The sequence below is a fragment of the Streptomyces griseiscabiei genome (genome assembly GCF_020010925.1).
GTDB classification, from domain to species: Bacteria; Actinomycetota; Actinomycetes; order Streptomycetales; family Streptomycetaceae; genus Streptomyces; species Streptomyces griseiscabiei.
The window spans coordinates 154,866-170,702 of record NZ_JAGJBZ010000005.1; the positions used below are offsets into that span (position 1 = coordinate 154,866).

Consider the following 15,837-nt stretch of genomic DNA (forward strand, 5'->3'; position numbering starts at 1 on the left):
GCTCACGCGCTCGCGGATCCTAGAGTGACGCGGCCGCTGCCGGCCTCCGTGAGGAACCGGCGGGTGCGGCGCACGACCCACGGGTCGATGTCGACGGTGACCACGCGTCCGCCGGGTCCGGTGACGTGGGCGATCAGCTCGGCGTTGTAGCCGCCGGATCCCGCCTCGAACACGACCGCGCCCGGCTTCAGGCCCAGGTGCTCGATCATGTCGGCCTGGAGCCAGGCCGCGGACACCGAGCTGATCGCCGTCCCGGCCTCGTCGTAGCGGGTGATGACCGCTCGGTCGCCGCCGTCGTACGCGGCAGCGAGGTTCACCTCCAGGGCGAAGCGGTGCCGGGGCACGGTCCGCAGCGCCTCCTGGACCTGCACGGAGGGGGCCCAGCCGCCGTCGATGACCATCTGGGCCATCGCGGCGCGCAGCCTGGCGGCCTCGGCCGGTTCCCCCGGCACGGGCGGCTGGTCGGCGGCGATGGGGTAGGCGGTCGCTGGCGGCATACCGGGAAGGATGCCGGGCCACACCGCGTCGAGCGCGAGAGCGGCCGGGGCGAACACGTCCCCGACGCAGCCGAGGGCGTGGAGGTCGAAGAACTCCCACCGGTCGAACTTGTCCGCCTCGGGGTTGGCCAGAGTGCCCGTCCAGGCGGTGATGCGGACGACGGCCGTGAGCCGCGGGAGGCCGTGGCTGTCGTCGACCAGCATAGTCACCACGTGTGCGTCGGCCGGATCGGCGACCAGGCCGGTCTCCTCAGCAAGTTCGCGCACCGCGGTGGCGGCGAAGTCCTCGCGGCCGGTCGGTTTGCCGCCGGGCAGCTCGAGCATGCCGCGCCGGGAGCGGCCCAGCAGGACCCGGCCCGCGTTGTCGGTGACGACGGCGAGGGCGCCGGTCAGGGCGTGGCCGGTGGTCGGCCGCTTCTCGACGGCCCGGGCATCGAGGTGGCACGGGCCGCGCAGGACCAGGAAGGCCAGACCGTCCGCGTCCAGCCGCTCCACTGTCTCCCAGCCCGCACCGAGCAGCGTGATCTCGTCCTCGTCCAGGGCGATCCCGCGCCGCTCCGCAGGGGTGTTCTCGACGACCGGGGTGATGACGACGAGGACGCCGCCCTCACGCAGCCGCTCGCCCAGCCCGTGAACGGTCCGGCCGCGGTCCGCCATGAACGGGTACACGAGCCGCAGCGTGATCAGGTCGTACCCCTCCTCGTGCAGCGGGGCCGGGTCGTCGCGTTCGATGTCCAGCTGCAGCCAGCGCACGCCCCCGACGCCGGTGTGCTCCTCGCGGGCCCGGGCGATCGCGCTGTCCGTGAAGTCGACGGCGTCCACGGTGTAGCCCGCCCTGGCCAGGTGGGCGGCCAGCTCCCCGGTCCCGCAGCCCACATCCAGGGCCCGGCCCCCGCCCTCGGGGACCGGGGCGTGCTCGGCAAAGAGTTGCTGTTCGCGCTCACCGAGCTGGCGCCACCCCTTCCCCTCGCCGTAGTGCTGCTCCCACTCGTCGCGGGCTGTGTACGTCAACGTGCTGCTCCTCGTGGTGGGCGGGGCGGAGTCAGGGGCGCTGTGCGGTGCGCAGCCGGGCCAGGGTGCGCAGGCCGCGCTCCACCAGCTCGGGATCACCGTGGGCGGTGCCGTAGGAAATGCCGGAAACGGCGTCCAGGACGGACAGGACCGTGAGCTGAGCTTCTTCCTCCGGGGTGAAGGGGCGGCCGTAGCCGTCCACCACGGCCTGGAAGAGGTCGGGGCGGCCGTGCCAGGCGTCGGAGAGCCGTACGAAGTCCCGTACGGCTGGCCCGTCTTCCGACCGCTCGAAATCGATCACGTACAGGGCTTCGGCGGACCCGTCCCAGCGCAGATTGCGCAGCTGGAAGTCGCCGTGCGTGGGCACCACGTCCACAGCGGGCAGACGGGCGGCCTTCTCGGCCATGGTGCGGATGAACTCCTCGTCCCCGGATGCGAGATGGGGCCGGGCTCCGTTGAGGTGCCGCTCCAGCTTCCCCAGGGGCAGCATGCCCTCGGCTGGCCGGGCCGGGGCGCTGTGGTGGATGGCCGCCGCGAGCTGCCCGATGCGGTGGAAGATGAGGCGCTGCTCCTCGGGTGGGTATGTGGCGCCGTGCAGGGACCGGCCGCCCACCGCGGTGAGCACGACGGCCCGCAGCGTGGGCTCGGCGGCCACCAGCCGGGGTGCGGCCGCCCCGAGACCGGAGACCCAGCTGCGAAGGGCGCCCACTTCACGCTGGTGGAAGCGGTCGTTCTGGTGGATCTTGACGTACCACTCGCCACCCTCGGCGCCGGTCGCCCGCAATACACGGCTCTCCTCCCGCGGCCAGGACACGTCCGTCCACGCGGTGATCCGGCCGACCGCCTGCTCGGCGAACGCGCGCACCGCCTGCTCCGGGACCGCGCCGTGCGCGTCGGGTTCGCGAACCAGGAGCAGCCGGTCGACGGACCGGTCGTAGGCGATCGGGTCGCCGGGCTCCTGGAAGTGCACGGCCATCCGCGCGCCAGCCCGGTAGGCGTCCAGCCCGGCCCGGCAGTACGCCACCATCGGCTCCGGCAAGGCGTCGAAGGAGAACCACCCCATGGCGTCGCACACATCGTGCTCCATGACCTCCGGAGAGCCCTCCCACCGCTTCACCTCGAAGAACACTCCGACCCGGGCTCCGCCGGCGGGGGCACGGTGGTGCACGGTGACGGCCGCCCGGACGTCTGCCGGGTCGATGACGACGCCGGACTCTTCCCGGGCCTCGCGCACCAGGGCGGTGACCACGTCCTCCCACGGGCCGTCCAGATGCCCGGACACGAGGTGCCAGCAGCCCGGCGCGTACACGTCACCGGCCCGCCTGGACAGCAGCACCTCGGGCCCAACCTCGCCGTCGCGCACGGCGATCAGGTGGACGTCGAGCGGCTCGGTGTGCCGCTGGGTGCTGCTCACCCGTCACCGCCGGGGCGGCGCGCGAGCAGCACGGTGAACACCGCGTCCTCCTTCAGGACGCCGCCGCCGGCATGGTCCTGGAGCAGGCGGAGAGCGGCGGCCTCGAACTCGCTGTGGTGGCCGGCGAACAGGGCGGGGCGGGCGAAGCTGGTGGTGCGCAGGTAGCCGATCACCTCCTCGGGCGTCCAGGTGCGGGCGACGGGGAAGCTGTGCTCGGTCACTGCGCTGAACGCCGAGTCGGCCAGGTCGTCTTCGTAGGGGCGGTCCGGTTCGGCGTAGGTGCCGTGGGGGCCCGCCCGCCGGTCTTCGCCGAGGTAGCTCTGGATCAGTGTCCGAAGGGCGGCCGTCCAGTTGGCCTCATGGGTCCAGAGGCTGCCGTCGCCCATGATCGCCACGACGGCGTGCGGCGCGGCGACCCGGTCGGCCATGGACAGGACTTCCGGGCGGGACATCCAGTGGAAGGACCGGGAGCAGGTGATCAGGGTGGGCGCCCGGCCGGGCGCGGCGGGGGCGAAGGTGTGGGCGGCGCCGGCGAAGACGTCGACCGTGCATGCTCCGTGGACCGGTTCGACTGCGGCGCGAGCCGCCTCCAGCATCGAGGCGTTCACGTCGACGAGGTCGATGTGTGCCAGTCGGCGCAGGACGGGCAGCAGCGCGCGGGGCACCTGGCCGGTTCCGGTCCCCAGGTCCAGGAGGACGGGGGTGGGCACACCGTGCTGGGTGGCGGCCAGGAGGTGAATTACGGCGTCCGGGAGGCCGGGACGGTAGCGGGCGTAGTCGGCGGCCTCGGGTCCGAACAGGGCATCGTCCGAAACTGCCGCGGAGGCCGGCTGATCGGGGCGGGTCATCGTGCGTCTCCAGTCTCGCCAGGGGAAAGCTGCCAGGTCAGTGCGCCGTTCGGGCTGGTGGCCCGCTGGCTGCCGTCGGCGTCGAACTGGAGCCGGAAGACGTCCGGTTCGCCGGCCGCCCGCCACCGGCCGGTGACATCCTGGATCTCCGCCCAGATGTCCCGCGGCCCCGACGTTGTCACGTCCCACCGTCGGTGGCCGACAGGTCGCACGCGCATCCACGACCGGCACTCGGGCGCGCCGATCGTCAGGTCCTCGGCGCCGAAGTGGCGCACCAGGCCCGGGTACAGGTGGTCGAGGGCCAGCCACATGCCGCGCGCCGTGTCGAGCGGTGGCGCGATCATGCTGCGCTGCGTCCATCCGTCGGCCGTGGCGATCTCCGCGCGGAAGGCGGCGGACAGGAACAGCCGGTCAAAGCCGGCACCGGCCCGGTGACCGAACTCGACCGCCCGCAGCTGGGCCTCCACGCTCCCGTCCTGTCGCCGTTCGATCACGGCCAGGCCCGGCCACGACGGCGACGACGTCCCGAGCGTCATCAGCGCGCGCCCGCCCGGCGCCAGCTGCTCCACCAGAGCCTGCGGAACGTGGCGAACGGCGAAGGAGACGAAGATCCGGTCGTACGGGGCGGCGTCGGTCCATTCGGTGGTGCCGTCCCCGGTCACCGTGGCCGGCCGGTAGCCAAGGGCGGACAGCCGCTCGCGGGCGGCCGCGGTGACGTGTGGGTCGATGTCGAGGGTGACGACGTCCTTGTCGCCGCACACGAAGCAGGCCGCCGCCGCGGTCACCCCGGCGCCCGCCCCCACGTCCAGCACCCGTTGGCCGGGCCGTAGGTCCAGCTGCTGCAGCAGGTCCGCGGTCAGGCTCATCGTGCTCGACATGGCGGTGATCGCGCCCCTGCGGCGCGGCCCGGGAGGTCGGCCGAGGATTGGTTCGCCGTCGTGCTGGATCGAGACGCTGTCCCCGCTGTGCAGCCGCTCCAGCAGCTCCTTCCGGTCAGCCGGACGGGAGAAGTCCAGCAGATCCCACCACGGCGGCGTCTCGTCGGGGGCGCTGCGCCGCACGTACGCCTGGGGCATCAGGATCTGGCGCGGCAGCGCGAGCAGAGCCTCTCGCACCGGCCCGGGGCCGAGCACTCCGCATTGCTCGAGCCGGGCGACCATCGCCGCCCGGGCCGCCACAGCCTCCCCGATATCGGCGCTGTGCTGGGCCGGCCGGAGGGGCGCGGCGGGTGCAGTGGGGTCGCTCAGCACGGTGCACTCCAGGGGATCGTGTGAGGGAGCAGCGGGTGGCGCTGGCGAGTTCGGCACCTGGTTCACGAGGCATCGCCTCCGAGTGCGCGCTCGTGCCGCGCGTCGTCCGTGCGCGTCGGAGAGGGCACGGCCGGAAGGGACGTCTGGTCCGCGGGCGGGTCCGGCATCTGCCGTAGGGCGCGGATCGGGGAGCGGGCGAGGACGACGAGCGGGATCAGCAGCAGGAGGGCCCCGGCGGTCAGGGTCGGCCGGACACCGCCCCACGTGCCCAAGGCGCCGGCGAGGAGCGCGGCCACGGGCCGGGCGCCGGACGTCAGCCAGGTGCTCGCCGCCTGCATCCGCGCCTGCATCCCGGCCGTGGTGACGATCTGGCGGATGGATCGCTGGGTGGTACCTGCGGCGCCGGCGCAGGCGAGCTGCACGAAGAGCGCCGCCCCGATCGTGATCTGCCAGACAAAGCCGGGAGCGGCGAGCAGCAGCGGGAGCTGGGTCACGGGGGTGATCGCGAGCGCGGCCAGCATCATCGGCCCCGGCCCGTACCGGCGGGCCAACGCCGGGGCGGTGAGCGCTCCGGCAGCCGCGCCCAACGCGCCGAAGCCCAGCACCACGCCGAACGCGGTCGCGCTCATCGCCAGGGCCCTCAAAAGGTTTGTCTCCGCAGACGCTGTGTCCCCCGCAGGTCGTGTCGCTTTACAAGGGGGACGAAGACCTGGCCTGTGTCGCATTCGAAGGGCTCACCGTGTCGCTATCTCCAACGCTTGTCGTGACGAAGGCCACACTGTAGCGGGCCCTGAGACGCGAGTGGGATGGATCAGGGGGCCTGGGTGGTGAGTTGGCGTAGTGCGGCTTGGGTGCGGGTGAGGGCGGTGATGCGTTCCTCGATGTGGCGCAGGTGGGCTTCGATCAGTGCGGCGGTGTGGGGGCAGGGGGCTTGGCCGCTGTCGCGCAGGGCGAGTACGCCGCGGATCTCGGCGAGGGTGAGTCCGGCGGCTTGGGCGTCGCGGATGAAGGTGAGCCGGGGCTGGGCCTCGGGCGGGTAGTCGCGGTAGCCGCCCGCAGTCCGGGGCGGTGCGGGCAGCAGTCCGCTTTGCTCGTAGTAGCGGATGGTCTTGGTGGTGAGGCCGGTGGCCGTGGCGAGGGTGCTGATGCGCATGGTTCCAGCGTTGACCTTCCAGCAGGGGGGAAGGTCAAGGCTGGGCGCGGTTCAGCAGCAGGACTCCGGGGTTGTCCCGTCGAGGAGGTTTTGGGTGAGGGGGCGGCCGAGCTGGTAGGCGTCGGCGACGGGCAGGACGGTCATGCCGGGGTGGTCGGTGAGCCAGTCCTGGGCGGCGGCCGGGTTGGCGAAGAAGTGGACGTGGTTGCAGAAGGCCGAGCGTACGGAGGTCATGTCGTCGGGGGTGACGATCGAGACGACGGCGTCGGCCGGGGCGAGGTCGGTGACGCCGTCGGGGGCCGCGGTGAGGCTGATCGGGGTGCCGGTGGCGTGGCAGGGGGATTCGATGTGGGCGGTGCGGCCGAGGACGGCTGGGAAGACGAGGGTGTCCAGGGCGCACCAGGTGTACAGCTGCTTGCCGTTGACTTCGAAGCGGTGGGGGGTGGGGCGCTGGGTCAGGCCGCTGCCGATGATGCGGCCGCTGTCGTCGTATTCGGTGTCGGGCATGGCGGCCAGGGCGTGGCGGACGTCGTCTTCGCTGTGGCCGGTGGCGGTGGCGAGCTGGGCGGTGGTGACGGGCTGGCCGGTGGCCAGCAGCTGGAGCAGCGGGCGCCACAGCCAGGGCTGGCCGGTGACGGTTTCACCGCCGCCCAGGGCGGTGGTCAGGCGGTCGGCGAGCTGCTGGGCGGAGGTGTCCATGGTGGAGATTCCTTGTCGTCTTCGGGCGGAGGCCGGCAGAGGGCCGGCTGCCGTGCGTCCGGATGGTGGCGTCTGGTGTTGACCGTAGGGTCTGTCCCCGGGGGCAGAGTCAAGCGCACCGTGTGCACCGTCGCGGATCGTCCGCCAGCAGGCCGGGGCCGCTGCCGTGGGCAAGTTCAGCCTGGTGAGTGGCTTCGAAGGCGTCGATGCGGCGCCGTGTCTTTTCTAGGTCTGCGATCTTGCTGTCGATGCGGGCCCGGGCGGTGCGCAGACGTTCGGCGAGTGAGGGGCCGAGGGCTCGCTCGCCGTTGTCCGCGTAGGTGCTGAGGAGGTCGCGGATCTCGGCAAGGGTGAGGCCGAGGCTGCGCAGTTCGCCGATCAGCCGTACGCACCACAGGGCGTCAGTGTCGTACAGACGGTAGTTGGCCGGGCTGCGGCCAGCAGTGTAGATCAGGCCCCAGTCGGTGTAGGTGCGCAGTGCCTTGACGGTCACCTGGGTGCGCCGGGACAGTTCGCCGATGGTCATCGGCTGCGCGGGCGGCTCGCTGGTCACAGGCATCTCCGGATACTGGGCGCGGGTTCTGTCGAGGATGTGTCGGGGCGGATCGGGTCAGTAATGGCCGCTGGTGCGGCTGGGTTGAGCGTTCTCTCCGTGATGGCGGCCAGGCGAGTGCGCAGGGTGATCGGTGCGGTGAGGCTGCGGACCGTGTGATGTGGCCGGTCGGGGCAGGACCCGCCGGTCGGGGAGTGTCTCGGTCGGCGATGCACGCTCCCGTAGGGCGCTTTCGGCCGGGCACTTTGCGCTCAACGGCCGTCTACCTCCTGCGGGCAGAAGACCTGGGTCTCCCGGGGACCCAGCCGGCCATGATCGCGCCGTAGGGCGCCATGTTTACCGGCCTCCTTCTCGTGTGCCTGTGGGGTTGGGGGCGGTGGTCGGCGGCTGCCCTTGGCCGTGGTTCCTGCCAGGCGGAGGGCCGCGTTGATCAATCCGATGTGGGTGAAGGCTTGTGGTGTGTTGCCGAGCTGTTCGCCGGTTGCGGGGTCGATTTGTTCGGCGAGGGAGCCCAGGGGCTGGGCTAGGTCGCACAGGGCGGTGAACAGACGCTCGGCTCGTGCGGGGCGTCCGGCCAGGGTGAGGGCTTCGACGAGCCAGAAGCTGCACAGGATGAAGGCGCCTTCGGCGCCGGGGAGGCCGTCGGGGCTGCTGCGTGGGGTGGCCGGCGGGTACCGCCACAGAAGGGATGGCTGATGGGGGCCGCTGGGTGGGGCGAGGTGGTCGAGGATGGCGTCGATGGTGGCGGTCTGCGCGGGTCGGGTGCCGTCGATGAAGCCGACGAGGGGGAGCATGAGCAGTGCGCCATCCACTGCTGGGTCGTCGTAGGCGCGGAGTTCGTCCTCGCCGTCGGGTGCCTCGCCGTAGCCACCGCGGGCGATCCCGACGTCCGTGCCGTCCAGCCCGACCGAGAGCACCTCCACCAGGGCCTGCCCCTGCGCGGGCTTCGGGTCGGGCAGTTCTACCAGCCGGTGGGTATCCGCTGTCCTGGGCGTGGTGACGACGGCACGCATGGCGGACTCCCTGTCTGGTTGTCTGGGCTGCTAACGGCGGTTACGGCGCGCGGTGGGGAAGAGTCACAGGTCCAGGCGTTCGGTGGCCTTCAGATACGCCTCGCTGTAGGTGGGGAACTGCGCGACCTGATCCAGCAGGGTGTCGATCGGGATCTGCGCGCGGATGGCCAGAGCGGCCTGGTGGATCCACTCCCCGGCCTGTGGGGCGATGGCCCACGCGCCCACGAGGATCCGTCGCTCACGGTCAGCGAGCAGCCCGAGGTGACCGGTGGGTTCCGTCTCGTAGGTCCAGGGACGGGCGAGGGAGGCTGCGAGGTCGAGTTCGCTGGTGGCCAGGTTGATGCCCTGCTCGCGTGCTTGTTCGCCGGTGAGGCCGACGGCGGCGATCTCCGGCTGGGCGAAGACGACGCGGGGGATGGCGGTGTAGTCGGCGCGGCGGGGTGTGCCGAGGATGGTGTCGGCGACCACCCGGGCCTGGTACTGGGCGACGTGGGTGAACAGGGCGATGCCGGTGACGTCGCCGAGCGCCCACAGTCCGTCATCGGTGACGCGGCAGTGCATGTCGACGTCCAGGGCCCCGCGGTCGTTTGCCCGGATCCCGACGGCGTCCAGCCCGAGGTCGCCGGTGCGCGGGCGGCGGCCCGCCCCGAGCACCATCACGTCGGTATGCACGCGGCTGCTGTCGTCCAACTCGACCACGGTGTCATCGCCCTCTTGGCGGACGGCCGTGGCCTGGCGGCCTACACGTACGTCGATGCCGTCCTTGCCGAGCCGGTCGGCGACCAGCTCGCCGAGGCGGTGCTCCTCGCGGTCCAGCAGCCGCTGGCCGCGCTGGACGATCGTGACCTGGCTGCCCATGCGGGCCAGGAACTGGCCCAACTCCACGCCGACCGCGCTGCCGCCGATCATCACGGCGCGCCGGGGGATCTCCCGCAGCGTGGTGGCCTCCCGGTTGGTCCACACCTCCACCTGGTCCAGTCCGTCGATGGGCGGACGCAGGGCCTCGGAGCCGGTGGCGATCACGAGGTGCTCGGTAGTGATCTGCCGGCCGTCTGCCTCGATCCGCCAGGGGCCGCGGCCGGTCAGGCGGGCGGCGGCTTTGATGACGGTGGCACCCTGCTCGCGGTAGCCGTCGATCTGGGCAGCGTCGTCGAGGTGGCGGATCATGTAGTCGCGGTAGTCGCGCAGGGCCGGCCAGTCCTGCTCGGGGGTGGACAGGCCCGCCGCGCCCGCGGCTTCGGCGCGGGCCTCGGGCGGGCGCAGCAGGGTCTTGGAGGGGATGCAGGCCCAGTAGGCGCATTCACCGCCGATGAGTTCGCGCTCCACCAGGGCCACCCGCAGACCGCCCGCGACGAGGCGTGAGACGGCGACTTCTCCTCCGGGGCCGGCTCCGATGACGATCACGTCGAAATCCGTAGGCATACTGTCGTTCCTTTCGGCGGTACGGGTCGGGTGTTGCGACGCTGCGGGTGTCTTGTGTGACGCTGCGGTGGCGGCCGGGCATCCCTGCCGCTGTCAGGGGCGGCGGTGCCGCAGCGCCCAGCCCGCCTCGGTCACCACGGCCACGGCCGCCCCGAAGGCCAGGTGGGCCAGAATTCCGCGCACATGGGTGACGGCCGGATAGGCCCGGTTGGGGGCGCTGTAGCCGAGCGCGGGGGTCAGGGCCTCGTCGACGATGAGGGACATCGCCGCCCCGGTTGCCAGCGCGGTCGTCAACGGCGGCGTGTGCCACCGGCGGCGGATCAGTGCGTACAGCGGCGCCCAGCTCATCGCCAACCCGTAGTGGAACGCCATTCCCGCCCGCTCCAACTGCTCCTCGGACAGGTCGAACCCCAACAGCCGGGCGTTCTTCTCCGCGGCGATCTGGAACGGCGGGCCTGGCCGGGCGGCGTCCTCGCGCGCCCGGGACTCCTGTGACTCCCATGCGTACAGCGTGCTGCTGACCGGTTCCATCACCTTGGTGGCCAGGTAGCCGGAGGCGGCGCCGAGTGCCAGGTCCTCGACAAGATGCTGGGCCTTCATGGCTTTCCTCCCGCACGTCCGACGGTGGGCGCGCTGCTGAACCCGGACTTCATGGGTGCTCCCCCTTCCTTTTGTGACGGCTGCGGCGGAGCGTCAGGAGGCGCAGCAGGACAGCTTGCTCACGTCCCGTGTGTAGGTCTGGGCGGCGAGCTTCAGCCCTTCGGCCATGGTCAGGTAGGGGCACCACAGGTCGGCCATCTGGTGCACCGTCATCCGGTTCGCCAGGGCGTAGACGGCGGTGGCGATGACATCGCCACCGCCGTCGGCGATGACATGGACGCCGAGCAGCTTGCCGGTACCACGTTCGGCGACGAGTTTGATCAGGCCGTGGGTGTCGCGGTTGACCAGTGCGCGAGGCACGTATTCCAGGGGCAGGATGCGGCAGTCGCACGCGAAGCCTTGTGCCACGGCTTGTGCGTCGGTGAGACCGGCGGCGGCGATCGCCGGGGTGGTGAAGGTGACCCGCGGCAGGTGGTGGTAGTCCAGGGTGCGCTCGGCGCCGTCCAGGGCGTTGTCCGCGACCAGTGTGCCGTGGGCAGCGGCGACGTACACGAACTGCGGGTGCCCGGTCACGTCACCGGCGGCCCAGATCCGTTCGTTGCCGGTGCGCAGGTGCTCGTCCACGATGATTTCGCCGCGCTCCCCGGTCTTGACTCCCACCGTTTCCAGGGCGAGGCCGTCGGTGACGGGGCGGCGGCCGGTGGCCACCAGCAGTTGCTCCGCCTGGAGTTCGAAGACCTCGCCCCTGCGGGCGGCGGTGAGCCGGTAGCCGCTGGTGTCGCGGCGCACGGCGGTGACGGTGAGGCCGGTGTGCACGCCGATGCCCTCGCCGGTGAAGACGTCCTCGATCATTGCGGAGACCTCGGGCTCCTCGAACGGGGCGAGCCGGTCCAGCGCCTCGACGACGGTCACCTGGGTACCGAGACGGGCGAAGAGCTGGCCCTGCTCCAGGCCGATGGCGTTGCCGCCGACCACGAGCATCGACTCGGGCAGGTGGTCGAGTTCCATGGCGGTGGTGGAGGTCAGGTAGCCGGCCTCGTCCAGGCCGTCGATGGGCGGCGCCCACGGGGCGGAGCCGGTCGCGATGACGTAGTGGGCGGCCTCGATCGTAGTCGTACCGCCGTCGTTCAGGGTGACCTCAAGGACCGGGCCAGAAGCGAAGCGGGCGGTGCCAGCCAGGATCGTCCAGCCGTACTCGGCGGCCAGGTCGGTGTACTTCTCCGCCCGCATCGCCTCCACCAGGGCCTGCTTGCCGCTGATCAGGGCGGTGAAGTCCACCGGTCCCGCCTCGGTGCGGATACCGGGGAACGGCTGGGCGAGGGCCACGTGGCGGGCCTCGGCGGCGGCCAGCAGCGCCTTGGACGGCACGCACCCGGTGTTCACACAGGTGCCGCCGGTGGCGCCGCGCTCGACCATCACCACCTTGGCGCCCTTGTTCCGTGCGGCGATTGCGGCGGCGAACGCCGCCCCGCCCGAACCGATGACCGCCAGGTCGAAGCCGTTGTGCCGCGTGCTCACAGCCACCACCTCCCTGGGGGACCGGGTTACCCGGTCCGCTTTCTATACGCCTTGCCGAATGCCCGAACGCCGCCATACTATTCGAGTAAGCGAATAGATGCATGTGGAAGAGGGCTGGTGGCTATGGGCCCTGCGCCTGTCCTGGTCCGCACCGCAGTCATAACGGCCGCCCGCCAGGCCGACAGCGGGTGCGCGCATACCGACGCCGCTGCCCGGTTCTTCCGAGCCCTGTCCGATCCCACCCGGCTGAAGCTGCTGGAGTTCATCCTTCGCGGGGAGCGCACCTGCCCCGAGTGCGTCGGATACGCCGGTGTCTCCCAGTCGCGGGTCTCGGTCCAACTGGCCTGCCTGACGGCCTGCGGGTATGTGACCGGCCACCGGGACGGCAGGAGGCTGCGCTACCGCGTCGGCGACCCCCGGGTGGCGGACCTGGTCGTCCTCGCCCGCGCCGTCGCCGCGGACCACGACGGCGTCCCGGACCGCTGCTCCGGTGATCACGCCCAGCCGGGACCGATGCTCGGAAGGAACCGCCATGCCGACCTCTGACCGGCCTCCCCGCCGCGAACCGGACCGGCCCGGCATGGACGCTGCCCCGGGCATCGGGATCGTCCTGCTGATGATTGCCTGCTGCGCGCTTCCCGTCCTCATCCTTTCCGGTGCCCTCGCCGGGATCGGCGCCTGGCTCGGCAATCCTTGGGTGATCGCCGCGGCCGTGGTCCTGGCCGTCGCGGCCGTCACCGTCCTCGTACGCCGCCGCGCCCACCGCGACGACTGCTGCCCGCCCGGGGACGCCTCGGGCACCTCCGCGACGCGCCACCGCGAACCCCGCCAGGGAGGCGGCCCGCATGACCGCTGACACTGCTGTCGCCCGCCCCGGCTCATATCCGCGCAACCAGTTGGCCGCGTGTGACTGACACCGAGGAGGCCGTCATGTATGCCCCTTCCCAGCCCTCACGCCGCGAGCCGGACCGGTCCGGTGACGGCGCAGCCGCAGGCACCGCCTGGCTGCCGCCCCCTGCTCGCATTACCGGCCTTGCCCTGCTCGCCGCCGGGGTCCTGGCCGGGATCGGCCTCGTTTTGTCGATCACGTGGGCGGTCGACGTCGCGGTCGTTCTGGCCATCGCTACCGTCGCCACCGTGCTCGTGCGCCGCTCTCTGCGGCGCGACGCGTCCTCCCCGGACGACCAGGCCCGCCGGCGCCGCAGGCGGTGCTGCTGAACCGCAGGGAGGAATCCTGCGATGACGGCCGCCTCATCCGCACCGGCCCAGCGCACTGCGCTGGGCCGGGCTGCTCGGCGGCTGCTGGAAGTCACGCTTGCCGCTCTCGGTGCCCTGGCCGCCACGCTTGGCGCGGGGGTGGCGCTGGTCGGCCTGTGCTGTGGCGGCCTGGCCGTCACGGGTGCGGGCACGGCCGCCACGGGCGGCGCTGTGGCAGGCCCCTGGTCCTGGCTGTTTCTGACGGCCGGGACCACGCTGATTGCTGCCTCGCTGATCGTGCGGCGTCAGCGTACGCGGGCCTGCTGCCCGCCCAAGCAAGCTCCGTCCGGTCATCGCGTCGTTGGCGAGGGCGCCGTCGGGCGGGATCCCCTCAGGCAGGGGCCCCGGGACGGCGGCTGAGTTCAGCCGGCGCAGCAGGAGAGCCTGGCGACGTCCGAGGTGAACGTCTGAGCGGCCAGCTTCAATGCTTCGGCCATGGTCAGGTAGGGGTGCCAGGTGCGGGCGATCTGGTCGACGGTCAGCCCGGCGGTGATGGCGTAGGTGGCGGCGGTGATGATGTCGCCCGCGCCGTCGGCCAGGACGTGGGCGCCGAGCAGCTTTCCGGTGCCGCGTTCGGCGATGAGCTTGACCAGGCCGCGGGTGTCGCGGTTGGCCAGCGCCCGGGGTACGTACTGAAGCGGCAGGGTGCGGCACTGGCAGGCGATGCCGGCCTCGGCCAGCTGGGCGTCGGTCATTCCGACCGAGGCGATGGCGGGGCTGGTGAAGGTGACCTTCGGCAGCGCGGTGTAGTCCAGGGTGCGCTCCGCGCCGTCCAGGGCGTTGTCTGCGACGAGCGTGCCGTGGGCCGCGGCCACGTACACGAAGTCGGGGTGCCCGGTGACGTCCCCGGCCGCCCAGATGCGGGGATTGCCGGTGCGCAGGTACTCGTCCACCACGACTTCGCCGCGCTCGCCGGTCTTCACGCCCACCCGCTCCAGGCCGAGGCCGTCGGTGACCGGCCGGCGTCCGGTGGCGACCAGCAGGTGGCTGGCGCGCACCTGCTGCTCGCCGCCGGGACCGGTGAGGGTGGCGAGGATGCCGTCGCCGTCGCGGCGTACCGCGCTGACCTGGGTGCGGGTGTGGACGGTGATGCCCTCGTCCGCGAAGACGGCCTCGATGCCGGCGGAGATCTCCGGCTCCTCGCCGGAGGCCAGGCGGGAGCGGACGGCCATGGTGACACGGCTGCCGAGGCGGGCGAAGAGCTGGGCCTGCTCCAGGCCGACGTAGCCGCCGCCGAGCACCAGCAGGTGCTCGGGGAGCTCCTCCAGCTCCATGGCGGTGGTGGAGGTCAGGTAGCCGGTCTCGTCCAGGCCGTCGATGGGCGGGGCCCAGGGCGTGGAGCCGGTGGCGATCAGGTAGTGGGCGGCCTCGATGGTGGTGGTGCCGCCGTCGTTCAGCGCGACCTGGAGTACGGGGCCGTCGGCGAACGTGGCGGTGCCGTGCACGATCTGCCAGCCGTAATCGGCGGCCAGATCGGTGTACTTCTCCGTACGCAGCTGCTCGACCAGGGCGTCCTTGCCGCCGATCAGGGCCGGGAAGTCGACCGGCACCGTGGCCGGGGCCAGCCCGGGGAACCGGCCGGCCGCCTGCGCGCCGTGGCGGGCCTCGGCGGCGGCCAGCAGCGCCTTGGACGGCACGCAGCCGACGTTCACGCAGGTGCCGCCGGTGGTGCCGCGCTCGACCATGACCACGCGCTTGCCCTTGTTGCGGGCCGCGATGGCCGCGGCGAACGCGCCGCCTCCCGAACCGATGATCGCCAGGTCGTAACCAGTGTGTGCCTGGAGCACAGCACTACCTCCCTCAGTGGGGCCAGGCTCCGTGCCGGACCCCTTTTCTATGCGGCTTGCCGAATGGCAGAGGACCACCATACTATGCGGGCAAGCGAATAGCTGCTTGTGGAAAGGCCCCGCCCATGAAAACCCCTGCCCTTGCCGGCTCCCCTGCCACGGCCGATGCGGCCGAGGTGCCGTGTCTCCACCTGGACACCACGGCCAAGTTTTTCCGCGCCCTTGCGGACCCCACCCGGCTGAAGCTGCTGGACTTCATCCAGCGCGGCGAGCGCACCAGCGCGCAGTGCGTCGAGTACGCCGGCATCTCGCAGCCGCGGGTGTCGGTACACCTGTCGTGCCTGGTGGACTGCGGCTATGTCAGCGCCCGCCGGGACGGCAAGAAACTGCGCTACTCCGTCGGCGACCCCCGCGTCGCGGACCTGATCATGCTGGCCCGGTCCCTGGCCGCCGACAACGCCGCCGCGCTTGACTGCTGCACCCGCATCCCCGGAGAGGGGGAGCAGCGATGACGCCTCCGCCCACCCAGACACCTGACCGCCGTGGCGGCCTGCTCGGCACCCTCGGGATGGTCGGCGTCATGCTGCTGCCGATCATCTGCTGCGCCGGGCCGGTGCTGCTGGCCAGCGGCGCCCTGGCCGGGCTGGGCGGGGTGCTGGTCAGCCCCTGGCTGCTGGCCCCGGCCGCCATCCTGCTGGCCGGCGCTCTCGCCTGGTGGATGCGCCGCCGCAGCACCGCCGGCGGCGACTCCTGCTGCCCCCCGGCCACCCGCACCGACCAGCACGACCGCGACCTGCTCCGCAAGCACTGATCCC

19 protein-coding genes are annotated in these 15,837 nt (G+C 72.1%); 6 read left to right on the forward strand and 13 right to left on the reverse strand.

Annotated features, from left to right (window positions below; genetic code table 11):
* Positions 1–2: 2 nt before the first annotated feature.
* The 12 genes from J8M51_RS43520 to merA (J8M51_RS43575) all read right to left on the reverse strand — a co-directional run bounded on the left by J8M51_RS43520 (position 3) and on the right by merA (J8M51_RS43575) (position 11,978).
* Positions 3–1,508: a methyltransferase gene (locus J8M51_RS43520; RefSeq protein ID WP_237277178.1), complete on the reverse strand. Its 1,506-nt coding sequence runs from the start codon at positions 1,506–1,508 to the stop codon at positions 3–5.
* Positions 1,509–1,539: 31 nt separating this feature from the next.
* A complete protein-coding gene (locus tag J8M51_RS43525; protein WP_086755783.1) occupies positions 1,540–2,922 on the reverse strand; it encodes a phosphotransferase in 1,383 nt (460 codons plus the stop codon).
* Positions 2,919–3,770 (reverse strand): class I SAM-dependent methyltransferase, encoded by an 852-nt coding sequence (locus J8M51_RS43530; protein ID WP_086755784.1) that lies wholly within the window; start codon positions 3,768–3,770, stop codon positions 2,919–2,921. The genes J8M51_RS43525 and J8M51_RS43530 overlap by 4 nt, the downstream gene beginning before the upstream one ends.
* A complete protein-coding gene (locus tag J8M51_RS43535; RefSeq protein ID WP_237277180.1) occupies positions 3,767–5,020 on the reverse strand; it encodes a methyltransferase domain-containing protein in 1,254 nt (417 codons plus the stop codon). The genes J8M51_RS43530 and J8M51_RS43535 overlap by 4 nt, the downstream gene beginning before the upstream one ends.
* A gap of 62 nt (positions 5,021–5,082) precedes the next feature.
* On the reverse strand, positions 5,083–5,649 hold the full coding sequence (locus J8M51_RS43540) for an MFS transporter (protein ID WP_237277182.1): 567 nt from the start codon (positions 5,647–5,649) through the stop codon (positions 5,083–5,085).
* Positions 5,650–5,831: 182 nt separating this feature from the next.
* Positions 5,832–6,173: a MerR family DNA-binding protein gene (locus J8M51_RS43545; RefSeq protein WP_086755786.1), complete on the reverse strand. Its 342-nt coding sequence runs from the start codon at positions 6,171–6,173 to the stop codon at positions 5,832–5,834.
* A gap of 51 nt (positions 6,174–6,224) precedes the next feature.
* Positions 6,225–6,872, reverse strand: coding sequence for an organomercurial lyase MerB (gene merB / locus J8M51_RS43550; protein ID WP_086755787.1), 648 nt, complete (start codon positions 6,870–6,872; stop codon positions 6,225–6,227).
* 109 nt (positions 6,873–6,981) lie between these two features.
* Positions 6,982–7,431, reverse strand: a complete 450-nt coding sequence (locus J8M51_RS43555; RefSeq protein ID WP_237277184.1) for a MerR family transcriptional regulator — start codon at positions 7,429–7,431, stop codon at positions 6,982–6,984.
* A gap of 245 nt (positions 7,432–7,676) precedes the next feature.
* Positions 7,677–8,438 (reverse strand): glycoside hydrolase family 15 protein, encoded by a 762-nt coding sequence (locus J8M51_RS43560; protein ID WP_086755788.1) that lies wholly within the window; start codon positions 8,436–8,438, stop codon positions 7,677–7,679.
* Positions 8,439–8,501: 63 nt separating this feature from the next.
* The gene (locus J8M51_RS43565; RefSeq protein ID WP_086755789.1) at positions 8,502–9,860 is read right to left on the reverse strand and encodes a dihydrolipoyl dehydrogenase family protein; all 1,359 of its coding nucleotides are present in this window, start codon (positions 9,858–9,860) and stop codon (positions 8,502–8,504) included.
* Between the two features lie 93 nt (positions 9,861–9,953).
* Entirely contained in the window at positions 9,954–10,460 is a 507-nt protein-coding gene (locus J8M51_RS43570) for a DUF1440 domain-containing protein (protein WP_086755790.1), read from the reverse strand.
* A gap of 93 nt (positions 10,461–10,553) precedes the next feature.
* Positions 10,554–11,978: a mercury(II) reductase gene (gene merA, locus J8M51_RS43575; protein WP_086755791.1), complete on the reverse strand. Its 1,425-nt coding sequence runs from the start codon at positions 11,976–11,978 to the stop codon at positions 10,554–10,556.
* 123 nt (positions 11,979–12,101) lie between these two features.
* On the opposite strand from merA (J8M51_RS43575), the gene J8M51_RS43580 reads away from it, so the two are divergent.
* From J8M51_RS43580 to J8M51_RS43595, 4 genes are read left to right on the forward strand one after another with little or no spacing between them, the layout of a single operon-like run.
* On the forward strand, positions 12,102–12,524 hold the full coding sequence (locus J8M51_RS43580) for an ArsR/SmtB family transcription factor (protein ID WP_086755792.1): 423 nt from the start codon (positions 12,102–12,104) through the stop codon (positions 12,522–12,524).
* Positions 12,511–12,834, forward strand: a complete 324-nt coding sequence (locus tag J8M51_RS43585; RefSeq protein ID WP_198427656.1) for a hypothetical protein — start codon at positions 12,511–12,513, stop codon at positions 12,832–12,834. The genes J8M51_RS43580 and J8M51_RS43585 overlap by 14 nt, the downstream gene beginning before the upstream one ends.
* Positions 12,835–12,884: 50 nt before the next feature.
* A complete protein-coding gene (locus J8M51_RS43590) occupies positions 12,885–13,196 on the forward strand; it encodes a hypothetical protein (protein WP_143673184.1) in 312 nt (103 codons plus the stop codon).
* Between the two features lie 21 nt (positions 13,197–13,217).
* Positions 13,218–13,595, forward strand: a complete 378-nt coding sequence (locus tag J8M51_RS43595) for a hypothetical protein (RefSeq protein WP_086755794.1) — start codon at positions 13,218–13,220, stop codon at positions 13,593–13,595.
* 2 nt (positions 13,596–13,597) lie between these two features.
* On the opposite strand, the gene merA (J8M51_RS43600) is transcribed toward J8M51_RS43595, so the two are convergent.
* Positions 13,598–15,022 (reverse strand): mercury(II) reductase, encoded by a 1,425-nt coding sequence (gene merA, locus J8M51_RS43600; RefSeq protein ID WP_086755795.1) that lies wholly within the window; start codon positions 15,020–15,022, stop codon positions 13,598–13,600.
* Positions 15,023–15,147: 125 nt separating this feature from the next.
* On the opposite strand from merA (J8M51_RS43600), the gene J8M51_RS43605 reads away from it, so the two are divergent.
* Both J8M51_RS43605 and J8M51_RS43610 read left to right on the forward strand, forming a co-directional pair.
* Positions 15,148–15,534, forward strand: coding sequence for an ArsR/SmtB family transcription factor (locus J8M51_RS43605; RefSeq protein ID WP_107468970.1), 387 nt, complete (start codon positions 15,148–15,150; stop codon positions 15,532–15,534).
* Complete coding sequence (locus tag J8M51_RS43610) at positions 15,531–15,833, forward strand: mercury transporter (RefSeq protein WP_086755797.1); 303 nt, start codon at positions 15,531–15,533, stop codon at positions 15,831–15,833. The genes J8M51_RS43605 and J8M51_RS43610 overlap by 4 nt, the downstream gene beginning before the upstream one ends.
* Positions 15,834–15,837 lie beyond the last annotated feature (4 nt).